At 70.3% G+C, this 16,936-nt stretch carries 17 protein-coding genes and 3 pseudogenes; 12 read left to right on the top strand and 8 right to left on the bottom strand.

From position 1 onward, the window contains the following. Positions 1 to 289 (bottom strand): annotated as a pseudogene (locus tag AB1460_RS30610) (IS1634 family transposase); the annotation flags it as partial. A 41-nt stretch (positions 290 to 330) separates the two neighbouring features. Here AB1460_RS30610 and AB1460_RS30605 point away from each other — a divergent pair. Then, complete coding sequence (locus tag AB1460_RS30605) at positions 331 to 1,050, top strand: hypothetical protein (RefSeq protein WP_368965562.1); 720 nt, start codon at positions 331 to 333, stop codon at positions 1,048 to 1,050. A gap of 51 nt (positions 1,051 to 1,101) precedes the next feature. On the opposite strand, the pseudogene AB1460_RS30600 reads toward AB1460_RS30605, so the two are convergent. Together AB1460_RS30600 and AB1460_RS30595 are read right to left on the bottom strand one after the other, a co-directional pair. After that, a pseudogene (locus tag AB1460_RS30600) lies at positions 1,102 to 1,236 on the bottom strand (oxidoreductase); the annotation flags it as partial. Beyond that, positions 1,236 to 2,129, bottom strand: a complete 894-nt coding sequence (locus AB1460_RS30595) for an SDR family NAD(P)-dependent oxidoreductase (protein WP_420497418.1) — start codon at positions 2,127 to 2,129, stop codon at positions 1,236 to 1,238. The pseudogene AB1460_RS30600 and the gene AB1460_RS30595, both read right to left, overlap by 1 nt. Before the next feature lie 197 nt (positions 2,130 to 2,326). Here AB1460_RS30595 and AB1460_RS30590 point away from each other — a divergent pair, with 197 nt between their 5' ends. From AB1460_RS30590 to AB1460_RS30580, 3 genes are read left to right on the top strand one after another with little or no spacing between them, the layout of a single operon-like run. After that, on the top strand, positions 2,327 to 3,130 hold the full coding sequence (locus AB1460_RS30590; protein ID WP_368965559.1) for an enoyl-CoA hydratase/isomerase family protein: 804 nt from the start codon (positions 2,327 to 2,329) through the stop codon (positions 3,128 to 3,130). Next, entirely contained in the window at positions 3,124 to 4,299 is a 1,176-nt protein-coding gene (locus AB1460_RS30585) for an acyl-CoA dehydrogenase family protein (protein ID WP_420497417.1), read from the top strand. The genes AB1460_RS30590 and AB1460_RS30585 overlap by 7 nt, the downstream gene beginning before the upstream one ends. Then, on the top strand, positions 4,296 to 5,282 hold the full coding sequence (locus tag AB1460_RS30580; protein WP_368965557.1) for an acyl-CoA dehydrogenase family protein: 987 nt from the start codon (positions 4,296 to 4,298) through the stop codon (positions 5,280 to 5,282). Before AB1460_RS30585 ends, AB1460_RS30580 begins: the two co-directional genes overlap by 4 nt. Before the next feature lie 51 nt (positions 5,283 to 5,333). Here the strand turns inward: AB1460_RS30580 and AB1460_RS30575 are convergent, their stop codons facing one another. From AB1460_RS30575 to AB1460_RS30560, 4 genes are read right to left on the bottom strand one after another with little or no spacing between them, the layout of a single operon-like run. Beyond that, positions 5,334 to 5,477: a hypothetical protein gene (locus AB1460_RS30575; protein ID WP_368965556.1), complete on the bottom strand. Its 144-nt coding sequence runs from the start codon at positions 5,475 to 5,477 to the stop codon at positions 5,334 to 5,336. 4 nt (positions 5,478 to 5,481) lie between these two features. Next, positions 5,482 to 6,282 (bottom strand): VOC family protein, encoded by an 801-nt coding sequence (locus tag AB1460_RS30570; RefSeq protein ID WP_368965555.1) that lies wholly within the window; start codon positions 6,280 to 6,282, stop codon positions 5,482 to 5,484. Next, positions 6,279 to 7,136 carry an SDR family oxidoreductase gene (locus AB1460_RS30565; protein ID WP_368965554.1) on the bottom strand — a complete coding sequence of 286 codons (858 nt, stop codon included), beginning with the start codon at positions 7,134 to 7,136 and terminating at the stop codon, positions 6,279 to 6,281. Before AB1460_RS30565 ends, AB1460_RS30570 begins: the two co-directional genes overlap by 4 nt. Continuing rightward, positions 7,133 to 7,792, bottom strand: coding sequence for a cysteine hydrolase (locus AB1460_RS30560; protein WP_368965553.1), 660 nt, complete (start codon positions 7,790 to 7,792; stop codon positions 7,133 to 7,135). Before AB1460_RS30560 ends, AB1460_RS30565 begins: the two co-directional genes overlap by 4 nt. Positions 7,793 to 8,164: 372 nt before the next feature. Between AB1460_RS30560 and AB1460_RS30555 the strand changes: the two genes are divergently transcribed. The 8 genes from AB1460_RS30555 to AB1460_RS30520 all read left to right on the top strand — a co-directional run bounded on the left by AB1460_RS30555 (position 8,165) and on the right by AB1460_RS30520 (position 16,092). Further along, positions 8,165 to 8,698 (top strand): DUF6444 domain-containing protein, encoded by a 534-nt coding sequence (locus AB1460_RS30555; RefSeq protein WP_368965552.1) that lies wholly within the window; start codon positions 8,165 to 8,167, stop codon positions 8,696 to 8,698. 311 nt (positions 8,699 to 9,009) lie between these two features. Then, complete coding sequence (locus AB1460_RS30550; RefSeq protein WP_368965551.1) at positions 9,010 to 9,168, top strand: hypothetical protein; 159 nt, start codon at positions 9,010 to 9,012, stop codon at positions 9,166 to 9,168. A gap of 24 nt (positions 9,169 to 9,192) precedes the next feature. Beyond that, positions 9,193 to 9,396, top strand: a complete 204-nt coding sequence (locus AB1460_RS30545) for an AMP-binding protein (RefSeq protein WP_368965550.1) — start codon at positions 9,193 to 9,195, stop codon at positions 9,394 to 9,396. Next, a complete protein-coding gene (locus tag AB1460_RS30540) occupies positions 9,393 to 10,967 on the top strand; it encodes a class I adenylate-forming enzyme family protein (RefSeq protein WP_368965549.1) in 1,575 nt (524 codons plus the stop codon). The genes AB1460_RS30545 and AB1460_RS30540 overlap by 4 nt, the downstream gene beginning before the upstream one ends. 543 nt (positions 10,968 to 11,510) lie before the next feature. Beyond that, positions 11,511 to 12,341 (top strand): hypothetical protein, encoded by an 831-nt coding sequence (locus AB1460_RS30535; RefSeq protein WP_368965548.1) that lies wholly within the window; start codon positions 11,511 to 11,513, stop codon positions 12,339 to 12,341. Beyond that, complete coding sequence (locus AB1460_RS30530; protein ID WP_368965547.1) at positions 12,338 to 13,378, top strand: hypothetical protein; 1,041 nt, start codon at positions 12,338 to 12,340, stop codon at positions 13,376 to 13,378. Before AB1460_RS30535 ends, AB1460_RS30530 begins: the two co-directional genes overlap by 4 nt. After that, a complete protein-coding gene (locus AB1460_RS30525) occupies positions 13,375 to 14,481 on the top strand; it encodes a CaiB/BaiF CoA transferase family protein (RefSeq protein ID WP_368965546.1) in 1,107 nt (368 codons plus the stop codon). Before AB1460_RS30530 ends, AB1460_RS30525 begins: the two co-directional genes overlap by 4 nt. A 45-nt stretch (positions 14,482 to 14,526) precedes the next feature. Then, complete coding sequence (locus AB1460_RS30520) at positions 14,527 to 16,092, top strand: AMP-binding protein (RefSeq protein WP_368965545.1); 1,566 nt, start codon at positions 14,527 to 14,529, stop codon at positions 16,090 to 16,092. A 22-nt stretch (positions 16,093 to 16,114) separates the two neighbouring features. Here AB1460_RS30520 and AB1460_RS30515 read toward each other — a convergent pair. Beyond that, positions 16,115 to 16,810, bottom strand: a pseudogene (locus AB1460_RS30515) (IS66 family transposase); the annotation flags it as partial. Between the last annotated feature and the right edge of the window lie 126 nt (positions 16,811 to 16,936).

Here is a 16,936-nt window from a genome sequence, read left to right as displayed (position 1 = left end):
CCAGCGTGTCGTAGCCGCGGGCCAGCGCGTCGAGGAGGTGACCCGCTCGCGTCGAGGTGATCGGCAGCGCGGCGCCGGAGTTCGCCGGGCTGCCCGGCAGCCGAAGGTCGAGCTCGCCCTGCCCGGCAGCGAGCCGCTGGCGGGCCACGGCCTTGAGTAGTTCGAGGTCGGCGTCGGTGTGCGCTGACCCGATGTGCTCGATCTCGCGCGATCCCCGATGCTGGGAGTGCACGATCTGCACCGCCCGCGCACCGGACGCGGTCTTCACCGTCCGCACGTAAGGAGACACAGCCCGACAGAGTAGGCCACGGCCACCACCCCGATTAGTGCGTGCCTCCGAGACCAAACCCGCAGGTCACCCGTCCGCGAACAGCGAGACGATCAGATCTTGGCCCAAGTCAGGACAAGGCGCGGGCCGCGCTGGTCATACTGCACCGTAATCTCGGCACCCGGTACTACCCCGACGAGGCCGCCGTCCACACCCGCGTCGCGAAGATCACCGCCGAGTGTCGGGTCGGGGCGTGGCTACGGACCCACGTCGACACCCACTCCAACACCGGCACACCACTGCTGAGCTGGTTCTTCGACGAGGCGGCCTTGGAACTGTCCGCGAAGGCCGACGGCTGGTTCGCGCTGCTCACGAACCAGAACGTCGCGGAAAAGGACGCCGTCGGGGTCTTCCTCGACTACAAGGGCCAGGAAGCCGCCGAACGGCGTAACGGCGCGTTCAAGGGCCCTCTCGCGGTCAACCCGTTCTACCTGGAGAACAACCAGCGGATCCACGGGCTGCTGCACGTCGTCGGCCTGGCACTGCTGGTGTTCTCGCTGGTCGAGCGCGAGGCCCGGCGCGCCGCCGGGCCCAGCGAGCTGGTTCCTGGGCTCTACGCCCGCCGCCCGGCCCGGCCCACCGGCCGGCTCATCCTCGAAGCGCTCGCCGACCTGCGCCTCGTGCCTGCCCACAGCGGCCAGCCCGCCTACATCCCCCGGCCTACCGCGCTGCAGCAGCGCGTGCTCGACCTCCTGGGAGCCGACCCGACCAAACCCCCGTGATCAAGAAACGGGCTGGTCAAAGCACCCTTCCCGAACATGCGGAGTACAGGCGATGTCGGCCACCACGACGCTTGCCCCGCATTCGGCGAACCGGCGGGCCGAGGCCCAGCCCATCCCGTAACCACCGCCGGTCACGAGCGCGACCTTGTCGCGCATGTCGATGTGCACCCCGGATCGCGCGGACATCACCCACGCAGGCCAGGGATCCCGGCGGGGAAGGTGCCAAGCGCCACGCGCAGCCCGGTGTCCAGCTCGGTCGCGTCGAGGCGTTCGCCACTCCTGGCCGTGTGCCCCGGCAGGACCGACCACGGTGCCACCGGGTGCACGGTGTTGCCGTCGACGCGCAAGATCCGCCCGGTGAGCCAGCCGGACCGCTCCGAGCACAGCCACGCGACGACCGGGGAGGAGTTGGCCGGGTCGAGCGGGTCCCAGTCACCCTCGGCGGAGGAAACCCCGACGGTCTGGGTCATCCGGGTGGCCGCGACCGGCGACACGCAGTTCGCGGTGACGCCGTACCGGCTGCCCTCCATGGCGGTGGTCAGCGTCAGGTTGGCGATACCGGCCTTCGCGGCCCCGTAGTTGGCCTGGCCGACGTTTCCGGCGAGACCGGTGCCCGAGGTGGTGTTGACGACCCGGCCCGCGACCGGGCGCCCCTGCTTGTACTCCCGGCGCCAGTAGTCACAGGCGTGTTTGGTCAGCGCGAAGGTCCCCTTGAGGTGGACGTCGATCACCAGGTCCCAGTCGTGTTCGGTCAGCGAGGTGATCGTCTTGTCCCGCAGGATGCCGGCGTTGTTGACCACCGCGTCGAGCCGGCCGAACTGCTCGACCGCGCGCTCAACAAGGCCGCCCACGCCATCCCAGTCGGTCACCGACCCGGCGTCGGCGACTGCTTTTCCGCCCAGCTCCTCGATGCGGGCCACGACCTCCTGGGCCGGGTCCTCCGCCGACGACTCGCCGCCGACCCCGACACCGAGATCGTTCACGACCACGGTCGCGCCGTGGTCGGCGAGTTCCAGGCAGTGGCTCCGGCCGATGCCCCGGCCACCGCCGGTCACAATGACGACCCGGCCATCGAGCATCCGCTCGCCCTCCGCACGCACTGATCCCGCTCCTTTCGCTTGGCAATCCGGGCCAAACAGTAAGCTTATTTGACTTTTTAGTCAATCAGCGTTGTGATTGACCTACTATCGCGTTGTCCACCGCCGCCCGACGTGGGGAATGTCGTTCTTGACGTCGGAGTCAGCAGGACACGCACCAGGACGAACAGGAGGGGTCGATGCCGAACCCGTTCGCGCCGGAGCTGCTCATCGAGGCGAGGGGCCCGATCCGGATCGTCACGCTGAACCGGCCGGAAGCGCTCAACGCGGCGAACGAAACACTGCATGACGCACTGATCGCCGTGTGGCGCCATCTCGCCGACGATCCGGAGGTCCGGGCGGTCGTGCTCACCGGTGCTGGGCAGGCCTTCAGTGCGGGTGGCGACTTCGAGCATTTCGTCGAGCTGTGGGAGGACCGTCCCGCGCGCCGCAAGGACATCGACGGCGCCCGCCGGCTGCTGAACGAGATGGTCGACTTCCCGCTGCCCGTGGTCGCGGCCGTCAACGGTGCCGCGGTGGGCCTCGGCTGCAACCTGGCCGTGTGCAGCGACATCGTGCTGATCGCCGAGAGCGCGTTCATCTCCGACCCGCATGTCAGCGTCGGGCTGACCGCTGCCGACGGCGGCGCGCCGACCTGGCCGTTGCTGATGGGCATGCTACGGGCCAAGGAATATCTGCTCACCAGCGAGCGCATCCCCGCGGACAAAGCGGTCGAGCTCGGCCTTGCCAGCCGCGTCGTGCCCGACCGCGAGCTGCTGGACCAGGCGATCGCACTCGCCGAGAAACTCGCCAAGCAACCCCCGCAAGCGGTGCAGAGCACCAAGCGGGCCCTGAACATGCACATCAAACGGGCTGTCGCCGGGGTGCTCGAGTACGCGCTGGCCGAGGAGTTCGCCTCCTTCGACACCCCCGAGCACCAGGAGCTCGTGAGGAAGTTCCTCGCACGGTCCAAGGCCCGGGAAGCGGAACGGCAGGCATCGTGACGAGGACTGCCACCGCATCGCTCGCGACCGACGTCGGGGCCTACCGCACCTCGCTGCGCGCCTACCTGCGTAACGGGGACGCACTCGACCGCTGGCGCGGCAAGCACTACGCCAGCACCGAACACCGCATTGCCGATCACGCCGCCCTCATGGAACACCTCTACAAGGACGGCTGGAACCGCTACGGCTGGCCTGCCGAGGTCGGTGGCCTCGACGGCGACGAACGGCACCGGGCCGTGCTCTACGACGAGCTGTCGGCCGCCGGGCTGCCGGTGCCCGACCCACACCTGATGCTGGAAACCCTCGGCCCGCCGGTCGTCCACTTCGCACCGGACCTGGCCGCCCGTTACCTGCCGGAGTACTTGCGGGGCGAGAACTGGTGGGGGCAAGGGTTCTCCGAACCGGAGGCAGGCAGCGACCTGGCCGGGTTGCGCTGCCGCGCGCGCCGTGAAGGCGACCACTACGTGCTGTCCGGCCAGAAGCTGTGGACCAGCCATGGCGCGACCGCGAGCCGCTTCGTCTGCCTGGTGCGCACCGGAGCGCCGGAGAGCAGGCACCGCGGCCTATCCATGATCATGGTGGATGCGGACGCCCCCAGCGTCTCCGTCCGGCCCATCGCGCTGGCCAGCGGGTACCAGGACCTGGCCGAGGTGTTCTTCGACGACGTGGTTGTCCCTACAGACCGGCTCATCGGCGAGGAGGGCCAGGGCTGGGCCGTGGCGATGTACCTCCTGCAGTGGGAACGGGCGATGTATGCGTGGCTGTGCTCCGCGGTGGCATTGCGCCGTTTCCGCGAGCTGCTCGGCCAGGTGGCCGGCACGTCCTTGCCCGACGGCGCCGCCACCCGCATCGGCGAGTGCTATGGCGACATCATCGCGCTCCGCGCGCGGAGCGCGCAGACGGTGCGACGGCTCGCGGCAGGGGAGACCGTGGGCCCGGAAGCCAGCGTGGACAAGGTTCTGCTCGCGACAGCGGAGATCAGCGTGCACGATCTCGCCCGCGACCTGCTCGGCACCGACTTCGTCTTCGGTGCGGGCGCGGACACCGGAGACTGGCGGGCGGACTGGTGGTTCAGCCGGTCGACCACCATTCTCGGCGGGTCCGCCGAGGTCCAGCGCACGATTCTGGCCGACCACGTGCTCGGCTTGCCGAAGGAGCCCCGGGCATGACGAGTACGACCATGGACGCCGCGACCGCCGAACTGCTCACCGGATCGCTGCGCAATCTGTTCGCCGGCTCGGCCGGCCGCGCGGTCGGCCCGGCCCTGGAGACCCTGGGCTGGTCGGAAGTGGTGGCCGAGGATCCCGCCGGCGCGACCACGCTGCTGTTCACCGAGCACGGCAGGGCGCTGGCGTCCTCGCACGCGCTCGACGCCGTGCTGCTCGCCGAACTCGACCAGGTTCTGCCAGCCGGGAACGGCACCCGCGCGGTGCTCTACCCGCATCCCGGTGACGGCGATCAGCCGTCCACTGTGGATGGACCGGTGCGCGGGCTGCTGCTGGCCGGCCTGGAATCGGTCGACGAGGTGGTGGTGCCGGTGCGGGAGAGCGGTTCTGTCGCGCTGCTCACCGCGGACCCAGGCAGCCTCCCGACCGAACCCGTCGCAGGCTTCGATGCCGGCTCGGGCTGGCTGACGGTGACCGGCTGGCAGCCGTCCGGGACCACGGTTCCCGCCGCCAAAGCCTGGGAGCGGGCGGTAGCCGCCGGACGCCGGGCGCTGGCCGCGGAGATCGCCGGAGTGTGCCAGGCTGCGTTGGGTCTCGCCGTAGCCCACACCTCCGCACGGGTGCAGTACGGCCGCCCCATCGCGTCGTTCCAGGCCGTGCGCCATCGTCTCGCCGAAGGCCATGTCGCGATCAACGACAGCGCGTCGATGCTCGACGCCGCCTGGGCCGCCGCGGGAAGCGCCGACGGCGGTGCCTGGGCGGCCGCGCTGGCCAAGCTGCGAGCTGGGCGCGCGCAGGCCGAAGTGATGCGGCACTGTGTCCAGGTGCTCGGCGCGATGGGCCTGACGAGCGAGAGCGCGATGCACCGCTATGTCACGCGCGCGAGCGCGCTCGATGCCCTGCTCGGCGGGCATCGAGCGCTGAGCGAGGCGACCGGCCGGACGTTGCTGGCGGGAGCGCCCGCGGATCCCGTCGTCGAGGTCTGACACAGAACCGGGGCCGGCGGTTTCGCCGGCCCCGGTTCTGTCGGTGTCTCGTCAGCGGGGTTCGGTTGGCCGCCGGACCTGTGAGCGCGGACGCTCGACCAGCTCGACGACCGCGCCGTCCGGATCGGCAAGGAACAGCACCGTGAACCCGCCGGTCGGGGTGTCCAGCATCGGGATGAAGAGTGGTTCTGGCACCTGCTCACCCGACTCCCGCACGAGTGCCGTGTGCGCCTCGCGCACGTCGTCGACCGCGAGCGCGATCCGGTACAGGCCGTGGGTGTTGGCCCGCCGGGGCGATCCGGTCGCGACGCCGGCCCGCTCCTCCAGCTCCAGCGAGAACGTCGGGTCCTCCGGCAGGACGAAGTGACGCCCAGGGCGTCCCCTCGTCAGTGCCGCGCGCCCGCACGGCCCAGCCGATCGAGCCGTACCACGCGATCGACCGCGTCAGATCGGTGCATTGCATCCGCTCGTGGGAGATCAGGCCACCGGCCGGATCCGTCTCCGCGGGTGGGATCTCCACGACCTCGATCGTGACGCCGTCGGGATCGCTGACCTTCAGACCTGGCCATATCGCGCCACGTACGCGCAGCCCGCCGGCAACCGGCTCACCGGTGTGGCCCAGCGTCGTAAGCCGGTTCTGCAGCCGGGACAGCGATGCGACACGGTAGCCCAGCGACACGAACGCCGACGGGCGCATACCCGGCTCCGCGGGCTGGGCCACCGGCCGCTGCCACTCGACGAACTCGACAGCAGGCACGGCACGGGGACCGCGCCGGTCGTAGAGGAACGTGGTCACGCTGGCGGTGGACTTGTCCAGGCCCAAGCTGGTCGAATCGTCGTCGGTGCTCACCGACCGCATCCGTGGGTCAAGGCCGAACACCGCCATCGCGAACGCGGCCGCGCGGGCACCGTCGACCGTGTTCAGATTGCAGTGCATCACGGAATGAGCGTGCTGCGCGGGCCGCAGGTCCGCTGCGGCGGTCTCGGCGGACGCGCTCATTCCGTGGTCTCCGGCAGGAAGAAGCTCAGCTCGAGGTCGGACTCCTCGCCGTCGAGGCGGTAGCTGGAGAAATCGGTCACTCCCTCGGAGCGCAGGACTTCCTCGTCGGTGACCAGCTGACCGGTGAACGACCGCGGGTCCCTGCTGACGATCGCGAGCGCGGCGTCGGCCATCACCGCGGGTGTGCGGGCCCGCTTGCCCGCGACCTCCTCCCCGAGGATCACCCGGATCGCTTCGGTACCGACTGCCGTACGGGGCCACAGTGAGTTCGCCGCGATGCCGCGGTCGGCGAGCTCGGCGGCGAGGCCGAGCGTGTTCAGGCTCGCCGCGTACTTCGACGCGGTGTATGCCAGGTGCGAGCCCAGCCACTGTCCGGAAAGGTCCAGCGGCGGCGAGATGGTCAGGATGTGCCCGGCCGCGGACTTGTCCAAGTGCGGCAGCGCCGTCCGGCTGACCAGGAAGCTGCCGCGCGCGTTGATCGCGTGCACCAGATCGTACTTCTTCATCGCGATCGCCGAGGTGGGCGTCGTGTCGAAGGCGGCAGCGTTGTTGACCACGATGTCCAGCCCGCCGAACTCCTCGACGGTGCGCGCCACGGCGGCCTCGACGTCGTCGTCCTTGCGGATGTCGCCGACCACCGCCAGCGCCTTCCCGCCGGCTTCGGTGACCTGCTCGGCCACCGAGTACACTGTGCCAGGCAACCGGTTGGGGCGTGGCTGCCCCGACGTGGCGAGCAGAGTTACGTTCGCTCCCGCCGCGGCGAAACGCAGCGCGATGGCGGCGCCGATCCCCCGGCTGGCGCCGGTGATCAGCGCGGTGCGCCCGGCTAATGGCCCTTTTTTGGGAATGCTCACGCGGTTCGACCTCCGTCGGACCCGGATTGGACATTCGTTTCGGCTGGGAAGGCGCGCCAGGCCGCGCCGAGTTCGTCGACGGTCAGGACCCAGCCGAGCATTTTGAAGGTGTGTCGCAGCATCTGTTCGCCGTACTCGGCCGGAGTCGCGGTGACCGCGTCCCTGGCTATCACGACCTCGAACCCTTCGTGGGTCGCTTCCCCGGCGCCCAGCACCAGCGCCACGTTGAGGGAGACCCCGGCGAACACTACGGTGCGCACGCCGCGGCCCCGCAGCACGGGCAGCAACTCATTACCCCAGGTGGCCGACAAGCCGTGGTGCCGCGGCAGCACCAGGTCCTCCTCGGCGTAGAGCTCGGGCAGGACCCGCGTGGCGGGATGCCCCGGCGCCCACTCCTCGGTGGGGGGTGCCATGGCCCGCCACAAGGGGGCGGTTCCCGGGTTCACCGCACCGAGCCTGCCCTCGAAGGTCGCGTGCACCACGGTCGCGCCGGCCGCTCGGGCCGAGTGCACAAGCTTCTCGATGCCGGGCAACACCGCTCGGGCGTCGGACGCGAGCGCGGGCAGGACAGAATTCTCGCCGAGGACACCGGCCTGGCACTCCACACAGACAACGGCGGTGGCCCGGGGGTCGATAGCGACGTTAATTGACGACATCGTCAAACCGTAACACTGGCTGCCCTCCCGGTCACCCGGCAATCCGTGCCCACACCTGTCCGTCGTGCGCGACGGACCACGCCGGACGGCGCCGCAGCTGAGCCCGGTAGCAGCTGCGACACAATGCCCCATTCGCCGCGATGACGTACACGCGCACCCGGCAGGACCAGGCCCGGTTCGGCGTCGACCCGGCAGATCCCGTAGTGCCCCGCGATCGCACACAAACATGCGCACTCGTAGCTGTTCACGTCGGTTGGGCGGCGGCCTTGTAGATCTTGTTTGATGATCGTGTGGCGTTCGCGGGCCGGTGGGTGATGATCGGATAGCGTCCGGGACGTGGAGTCAGCCGGCCGTCCGACGTACGAGGAAATCGTGCGCCTGCTTGCGGACCGGGACGCCACCATCGCCGCCCAGGCCGGCACGATCATCGAGCAGGCGCGCCTGATTGAGCGGCTGGTCGGGCAGGTCGAGCAGCTCGCTGACAGGGTCTGCGAACTGGACCGTCGAGTCGGCAAGGACAGCACGAACTCGTCGTGGCCGTCGTCGTCGGACAGTCCGTACACGAAAGCGATCGACGCCGGCGGGATCTGGCCGGCGTTCACCGGCGTGCTGATGCGTGACGGCTACCACGGCTACACCCACCTCACCCAGGCGCTGCACGCCTGGTGCGGCGCGCACACCCGCGGCGAGACCTGCAACCACGGCGACCGCTCCTCACTCGCCCACGACGCCCGCACGCTGACACCGGAGGTGCGTTGCTGGCGGACCCTGGCCGGCCTCGTCGACTTCGCGGCCGTGCAGTCCTACCTGTCGACCGCGACCAAGTGGGGCCTCGACACCCTCGACGTTCTCGAACGACTCTTCACGACCAGCCCCTGGCTACCGCCCGCCGCTGAACCCCGCTGACGCGGCCAGCCTGCCATACCGCCAACACGAACCCCGCGCGCATCGCGCACGGGGCGCTCCGCCTGCCCTGATGCGGATAAGCGCCAAGCGCACCGCCTACCACCCGAGCTGAACAGCTACCGCACTCCTGCGTCATGAGCCATCACCTCAGTGCCATGATATCAATAAATTATATAACTTGATACCGCCGAGAAACCTTGCCTCTTGCACGGCCAGTTGACATCATCGTCAGAGTCCTGCGCCCGGCCCCCAATGGAGTAGCCCGTGCCGTCGACCCGCTTCGACCACTGCCTCGGCGACACCGTATCGACGTGACAGACCTGCGCGAGCACGTCGGCACGAGCATCGTGCGGTACAAAGCACCGCGCTCGGTCGTCGTCGTCGACGAGCTTCCGGTCCTGCCGACCGGCAAGATCGACAAGAAGGCGCTCAGGCAGCGCTTCGCCGCCCCGCAAAGAGCCGGCGCCTGATCCGGCGTGCACGAGGAGGTACGCATGTACCCGGCCGATTTCGCACGGTCCACTCCGGACAAGTCCGCGGTGGTGGTCGCCGGCACCGGTCAGCGGCAGACTTATCGGGAACTCACCGAAGGCGCCAACCGCCTTGCCCGCCTGCTGCGTGACGCGGGCCTGCGCCCCGGCGACCACTACGCGATCCCGTACGGTCGCTGCACGGCGCGGACCGGGAGCCCGCGATGACCACGGCGCCGACACAACGGCTGTGGGAGCTGGTGGTCTGGCGTGCCGAGCGGACACCCGGCCAGATCCTGCTGAGCGACGACCGGGGCCGCACGATGACCGCCGCCGGGCTCCGCGACACCGCGGAGCGGGTGGCAGCCGGGCTCGCGGGGCAGGGTGTGCGGCCGGGCTCGCGGGTCATGTGGCAGCTGCCCACCACGCTGGAATCCGTGGTGCTCAGCGTGGCGCTGGCCCGGCTCGGCGCCGTGCAGAACCCGGTGATCACGGTTCTGCGGGAGGCGGAGCTATGCGCGCTCGACGACCAGTTCGGGCCGGAGTTCGCGGTGGTCCCGACCCGCTGGCGCGGGTTCGAGCACGCCGCGGCGGTGCGGTCCATCGCCGGGGCCCGCGCTCGGGTGATTCCTTGCGACCACAGCGAAAACCCGGGCACGGACCTCGCGCTGCCGCAAGGTGACCCGGCGGGCTTACCTTCGCCACCGGCGTCGGACGCCCCGCGCTGGGTGTACGTGACGTCGGGCAGCACCGCGCGGCCCAAGGGCGTGCTACACACCGACGCTTCCGTGTTCGCGTCCTCGAACACGATGGTGGACCAGTTCGGTGTCGGGGAAGACGACGTGTTCCCGATGGCATACCCCTTCGCCCACATCGGCGGCATAGCCTGGCTGATCACCGGGTTGCGTGTGGGCAGCCGGCTCGTGCTCCTCGACACTTTCGACCCCGCCGCGTCACCGGCTGTCATGGCTGAACACGGGGCGACGATCCTCGGCAGCGCGACACCATTCTTCCAGGCTTACCTTGCCGCGCAACAAAAACACGGCGCCGAGCGGCTGTTTCCCAGACTGCGGCTGTGCATGGGTGGCGGTGCGCCGGTCGCTCCGGACCTCGACGAGCTCGTCCGCCGGACATTGGGCGGGGACGGCGTGGTGAACGGGTACGGCCTGACCGAGTTCCCCGCCGCGGGATTTCCGCGGCCTAGGGACGAGGCGGGTAAGGCGAGGTCCTCCTGGCTCCCCGGGCCGGGTGTGGAGGTCCGGATCGTCGGCGCCGACGGAACCGACCTGCCCACGGGGAACTCGGGGGAGCTGCGGTTACGCGGGCCGCAGCGCTGCGTCGGTTACCTGGACCACCAACTCGACGCCAACGCGATAGACGAACAAGGCTACGTCCGCACCGGCGATCTCGCCACCATGGACGAGCACGGCCTGGTCACCATGACCGGCCGGCTCAAGGAGATCGTGGTGCGAGGTGCCGAGAACATCTCGGTCGCCGAGATCGAAGCGGTGCTGTCCACGCATCCGGCGATCGCGGACATCGCGGTCATCGGGCTGCCGCATGCACGCCTGGGCGAGATGTGCTGCGCCGTGGTGGTTCCGGTGCAGGGGCTGCCCGCGCCCACCCTGGACGACGTGCGCGCGCATTGCCGGGACTCGGGACTGGCCCGGTACAAGACTCCGGAGCGGGTGGAGACGCTGCCGTCCATTCCGCGCAACTCGATGGGAAAGATCCTGCGACAGCAGGTCCGCGCGGCGATCGTCGAGCGGGAAGTGGTCCCGGATGACCGGCGGCGGTGACCAGGGAGCCCCCTGGTCACCGCAGATCCCATCGACCGCGACCAAGTGGGGCCTCGACACCCTCGACGTTCTCGAACGACTCTTCACGACCAGCCCCTGGCTACCGCCCGCCGCTGAACCCGGCTGACGCGGCCAGCCTGCCATACCGCCAACACGAACCCCGCGCGCATCGCGCACGGGGCGCTCCGCCTGCCCTGATGCGGATAAGCGCCAAGCGCACCGCCTACCACCCGAGCTGAACAGCTACCGGCAGACAACCATTGCCACAAAAACTTGTCGGTTCGTCGACGCTTCACGGCACGGGACCTGAAACCAGCTGCGTGGCGCCTCGATTTCCCTTTTCCCGCGGCAATTTTCAACGCCCGCTGAACGTAAAAGTCGTTTGTGGACATCAACCGGGACAGCCCTGCACGGCGCGGAGATTATGGGGGCGTGGTCCCGGGGATCGAGGGAGAGGCTCTTGCCTGCCGGGACCGAACTTGACATCATCGCCAAATAACAACGTCCAGGGCTCCGATGAGGAGGCCCACGCGGGAGGCCAGCATGATCGACCGTGACAGCGTTGAGAAGACGGTCGCCGATCTCGCGGCGATGTTCGAGGGCGACGGGGCGGCGCTGCGACTGACGTCTCTCGACGAGCGGCTCGGCACCATCGAGCTCGCCCTCGCCCTCGACGACATCACCTGCGCGGACTGCGTCCTCCCGCCGGATCGGCTGCGCGACGTTGTCGACGGCGCCCTGCGGCGGACCGTCCCCGGTGTGCGGCGGCTGGTGCTCGCCGACCCCCGGGAACCCGGGCCGCCCGAGCCCGCCGCGCACGCGGCGACCGGGGGCGTGATCACGGTCCTGGACCCGACGGGTGAGATCTCGCCGGGGAATCCGGACCCAGGGCCGGACGCGGGACCCCTTTCCGGGAAGCGCATCGGCTTCCGCGTCGACGTGCTGTGGCCGGCCTGGGACTGGACGGTCAGCGAATGGACCCGCGAACTCGAAGCGGCCGGGGCGGCGGTGACCACCTGGCGCCGTGCACAGGGTCTCAAGGGCGCGGAAGGCGAGCGCAAGCAGGCCGAGTACGACGCGTTCGTCGGCGGGGTGGACGTCGTCGTGTCCGGCCTCGGCAACTGCGGTTCCTGCACCTCGTGGAGCGTCAGGGACGGGCTGTCGGGGCTCACCCGAGGCCTGCCGGCGATCGTCGGGGTCACCGAGCAGTTCGAGACCCTCGCCAGGACACTCGCCGCCGACCAGGGCCGCCCTGGCCTGCGCCTGATCGTACTGCCGTTCTCGGTGCACACGTTGCCCGAGGACGAGGTCCGTGCCCACGCCCGCGCGCTGTACCGGCGGCTGCTGGAGAACCTGGGGGCGAGCGTCGCATGACCACCGCAGCGACGAGCATCGTGGCTCCCGCCGACCATGAGTCCTTCGCCGCGTTCGCGCACGAACGCGGCTGGAGCGACGGCCTTCCGCTCGTGCCGCCGACGCCCGAACGGGTCGCCGCGCACGTCGCGTCCGCGGGCCGGCCCGCGGACGAGGTGGTCGCGACCTTACCCCCGTCGGGGGCGGCGTGCACCGTCGAGAAGGTGGCCGTCAACGCGGTGATGGCCGGTGCCCCCCCGTCCGCGATGCCGCTGCTGTTAAGCGCGATCGGCGCGATGGCGGACCCCGGCTTCGAACTGCACGCGCTCAACGCCACGACCGGCTCGGTGACACCTGCCGTCGTCGTCAACGGCGGGCTCAGGCATGAGCTCGGGATCCCGTTCGGAACCGGCTGCCTCGGCGGCGCCGACGGGCCGTCCTCCGCGATCGGGCGCGCGCTGCGCCTGGTCATGCGCAATATCGCGGGGCAGCGGGTCGGGGTGACGTCGCAGAGCACGTTCGGCCAGCCAGGGCGCGCCACGGGCATCGTGTTCGGCGAGTGGGAGGAACGCTCGCCATGGACACCGCTCGCGGAGCGGCGGGGCGTCGCAGGGGACGCGGTGACCGTATTCGGCACGATGGGCACGGCCAACATCTGCGAGGTCGTCGCGGCCGATCCCGATGTGCTGTTGCACTTCGTCGGGCGCGCGCTGGCACATACGGGTGCCAACGGCTTCCTCGTCCAGCTCTCCTTCGCCGAGGTGCTCGTGGCGCTCAACCCCGTGTGGGCCGAGATGATCGGCCGCGCCTACCCGGACGTCGCCGACGTCTCGCGCATCCTCTGGGACTACGCCGCGGTGCCCCTATCGGAGTGGCCGGAGCAGCATCAGCGTCAGTTCGAGCAGGCGGGCCGGGTCGACGGGCGCGGGCGAGTGCACCTCGCCCAGCGGCCGGAGGACGTGCTGGTCATGGTCGCCGGCGGGTTGGGCGGACTGCACGCGGCCGCGCTGCACAGCTGGGGCACCACGATCACGCAGACCCGGCGGGTCGGCGCATGACAGCAGGCACGCTCGCGGGGCTGCGGGTGCTCGACGCCGCCTCGCTGTTCGCCGCGCCACTGCTGTCCGCCCTGCTCGCCGACCACGGCGCCGACGTGGTGCTGCTGGAGCCGCCGGAGGGCGACAGCTACCGCACGACCCCCTTCTGGCCGCTGACCGCACGGGGGAAGCGGTCGGTCGTGCTCGACAGCGAGGACAGGGCCACCCTGCACCGGCTGGTCGCCGCGGCCGACGTCGTCGTGGTCAACGAGCCCGCCGCCCGGCTCGCACGACGTGGCCTCGATCCGGCGACCCTGCTGGCGGTCAATCCGGACCTCGTCGTCGCGCACGTCAGCGGGTTCGGGGCGGACGGCCCGTACGCGGACCGGCCAGGAAACGGCACCCTGGCCGAGGCGTTCGCCGGGCTCACTCACATGACAGGGGACGCCGACGGGCCGCCGGTTCTGCCCTCGGTCCCGCTCGGGGACGCGGTGATGGCGCTGACCGGGGCCTTCGGGGTGGTCTCCGCCTGCTACGACCTGGTGGCCAACAGCGCGCGCGGCCGGGTGGTGGACGTGAACCCGGTCGACGCGATGCTGCACATCGTCGGTCCGACCGTGACCGCGGTGTCCGACGGGGTGCCTCCACCGGGCCGGCTCGGCAGCCGGCTCGCTGGGTCGAGCCTGCGCATGGTGTTCTCCACCGCGGACGGCGCCTGGGTCGCCACGAGCATCTCCACGCCCCGCCAGCGCCGGGATCTCGCCGCGCTGGTGGGCGCGCCCGACGACGCGGAGCTCGAACACGCTGTGCGGGCCTGGTTCGAGGGCCATGACCGGGACGAGGCCATCGGCAAGATGGTCGCGGCGATGCTGCCCGTCGCACCGGTGAACACCGCGCGAGACGTGGCCGCCGACCCGCACATTTGGGCCAGGGGCGCGTTGCGCGCGCTGCACACCCATGACGGGCGGACCGTGACGGTTCCGGCGCCCGCGCCGCGAACGGCGGGTGCGGAGCGGCCCGCCTCGGTCGAGGTGCTGGCCGCCACCGGTGAGCACACAGCCGAGGTGCTCGCCGAGTGGACCACCCGGCCGGCCCCGCCCCTTGCCCGGGACGACTCGGGTTGACATTATCGTCAAGTAAGTTCGCCGGGATCCCCATTGGAGTAGCCCGTGCCCACACAGCAGTGTCTCGGCGATGTCGTCCGCCAGAATGCGGTGCGCTTCGCCGGCGTTCCCGCGTACGTCGCCGACGACCGCAGCATCACCCATCGCGAGCTCTGCGAACGCGCGTCGGCGCTGACCGCCGCGCTGGCCGGGGTGGGACTGCACCGGCAGGACCGGATCGCCATCCTTGGCCGCAACAGCATCGAGTTCGGTGAGGTGCTGGCGGCCGGGCAGCTGTCCGGCATTGCCGTCGCCACGGTCAGCTTTCGCCTCGCGGCACCGGAGATCGGCCGCATCCTCGCCGACGCGAGCCCGCGGGTGCTGTTCGTCGACGCGGAGTACCTGCCGGTCGCCGACGCCGTGCGCGCGGAGCTGGGCCTGGAACTCGTGGTCTGCCTGGAGCGGACCGACCGAACGGATATCGTTGACTACCAAGAGTTCGTGGCCGCCCGGCGAGGTGAGGACCTGCCGTTCAGCGCCCGTCCCGACGACATCGCGTTCCTGATCTACACCAGTGGCACCACGAGCCGGCCGAAGGGCTGCATCCTCGGGCAGCGCGGCATGTTCGCCGGCGCACACCTGATGAACAACGAGATGCGCAGCGGCAGCGACGACCGGATCCTGCTCACCATGCCGATGTTCCACATTGGAGCCATGGCCATGGCGCTGGGCATCCACGCCCGCGGCGGCACCGCCGTGCTGCACCGCCAGTTCGACCCGGCCGCGGTCATCGAGACCGTGCCCGCCGAAGGGGTCACGGTGCTGCACCTGGCACCCACCATGCTGCAGGCCGTCATCGACGCGGCCACCGGAACGGACGCACTCGCCGGAGTCCGCACCGTGGTCTACTCCGCCGCGCCGATCACCGCACCCACGCTGACCGCGGCGCTGGCCGCGATGCCCGAGGCCGGGTTCCTGAACCTCTATGGCCAGACCGAGGTCATGACCTCCGCACTCCCCCGCGAGCTCCACCGCGGCGAAGGCCCGGCACGGGATCGCCGGCTCACCTCCGTCGGGCACCCGTTCCCCGACGTGTCCGTACGGATCGTCGACGACGAGGGCAACGACTGTCCACAAGGGACTCCCGGGGAGATCGTCGTCTCGTCCCCCTCGATGTTCCTCGGCTACTGGAACGACACCGCCGCGACCACGGCCACCATCCGGGACGGCTGGTGCCATACCGGCGACATCGGCGTACTCGATGAGGAAGGCCTGCTACACCTTGTCGACCGCAAGAAAGACGTCATCATCAGCGGCGGTGAGAACATCTACTCCCTCGAAGTCGAGGACACGCTGAACAAGCACCCCGCGGTGGCGCAGTGCGCCGTGGTCGGGGTGCCCGACCAGCGCTGGGGCGAAGCGGTCTGCGCGATCGTCGTCGCGGCCGAGGGCGCGGTGGTGGACGCCGCCGAGCTCAAGGAGCACGTGGGCTCCCAGCTCGCACGCTACAAGGCCCCCCGGTCTGTGATCGTGGTCGACGAGCTGCCGATACTGCCCACCGGGAAGATCGACAAGAAGGCACTGCGTGCCCGTGTCCATTCACGGGTGACGGTTCCAGCAGCCCCGTGTTGATGTTGGTTTAGGCGGTGAGGGTTGTCGGGGTGTGCCAGTAGCCGGAGATGGCCTGGTGGCGTTTCGGGAGCCTGATCGCCTGCTCGGCGGGGTTGTTCGTCCAGGGAACGTGGAAGTTGGCGCAGAACAGCCAGACCTGGTCGGCCTTCGCGGCAAGCCGGCGGGCCAGGACCAGGCCGGGGTGGTTCTTGTCGTCGGTCCAGGGGCGGGACATGTTCGTCAGCTCGCCGATCTGGACGTCGGCGTCGTAGCGGGCCCGCAGCTCGTCGATCACGTCCTGGTCGAGGCGGCTCTGGCCGGTGGCGCGGGCGGCGACGACCAGCCGGTTCGCCTCGCGGAGCAGGTCGATGAGCCTGCCTGCCCCCTTCTGGACGTTCGGCGCGAGCACCAGCACCGCCCGCAGCGCGGTCTTCATCGCCTCGTCGAAACCCGCCGTGGCCAGGTCGTCGGCAACCCGGGCGTTCGCGCGGGCGATGAACCCCGCCGAGACCGGCACACCCAGCAGCGTGTCGATCACCATCGCGGCCCGCTCGACCGGCACGTTGCCCTCGGACGCCAGTAACACCGCCGCCGCGTGCAGCCGCGGCCCGTAGGACACCGTGCCCGCCGCCGCGTGCCGCACCCCCGGCACCGACGCCGCCGTGACCTTCCCACAACACCCACAGCGCCGCCGCGGCAGCGCCCACTCGACCTTCTCCAGCACCGGCTCCAGCAGGTCTCAGAGGGTGTTCTGTACGGGTTCGCTGGGTTTCGGGTTGAGGTGATGTCTGGCGTGCGGGGTTGATCGTGTTGCGTGTGGGGGCTGGTGCGTTCTGCTGGAAGACATGGTGGAACGTAAGCCGTA

The sequence above is a fragment of the Parafrankia sp. FMc2 genome, assembly GCF_041008525.1.
Classification (GTDB): Bacteria; Actinomycetota; Actinomycetes; order Frankiales; family Frankiaceae; genus Parafrankia.
Note: the sequence above shows the minus strand (reverse complement) of the source record. Positions and strands in the feature narration are given on the sequence as shown.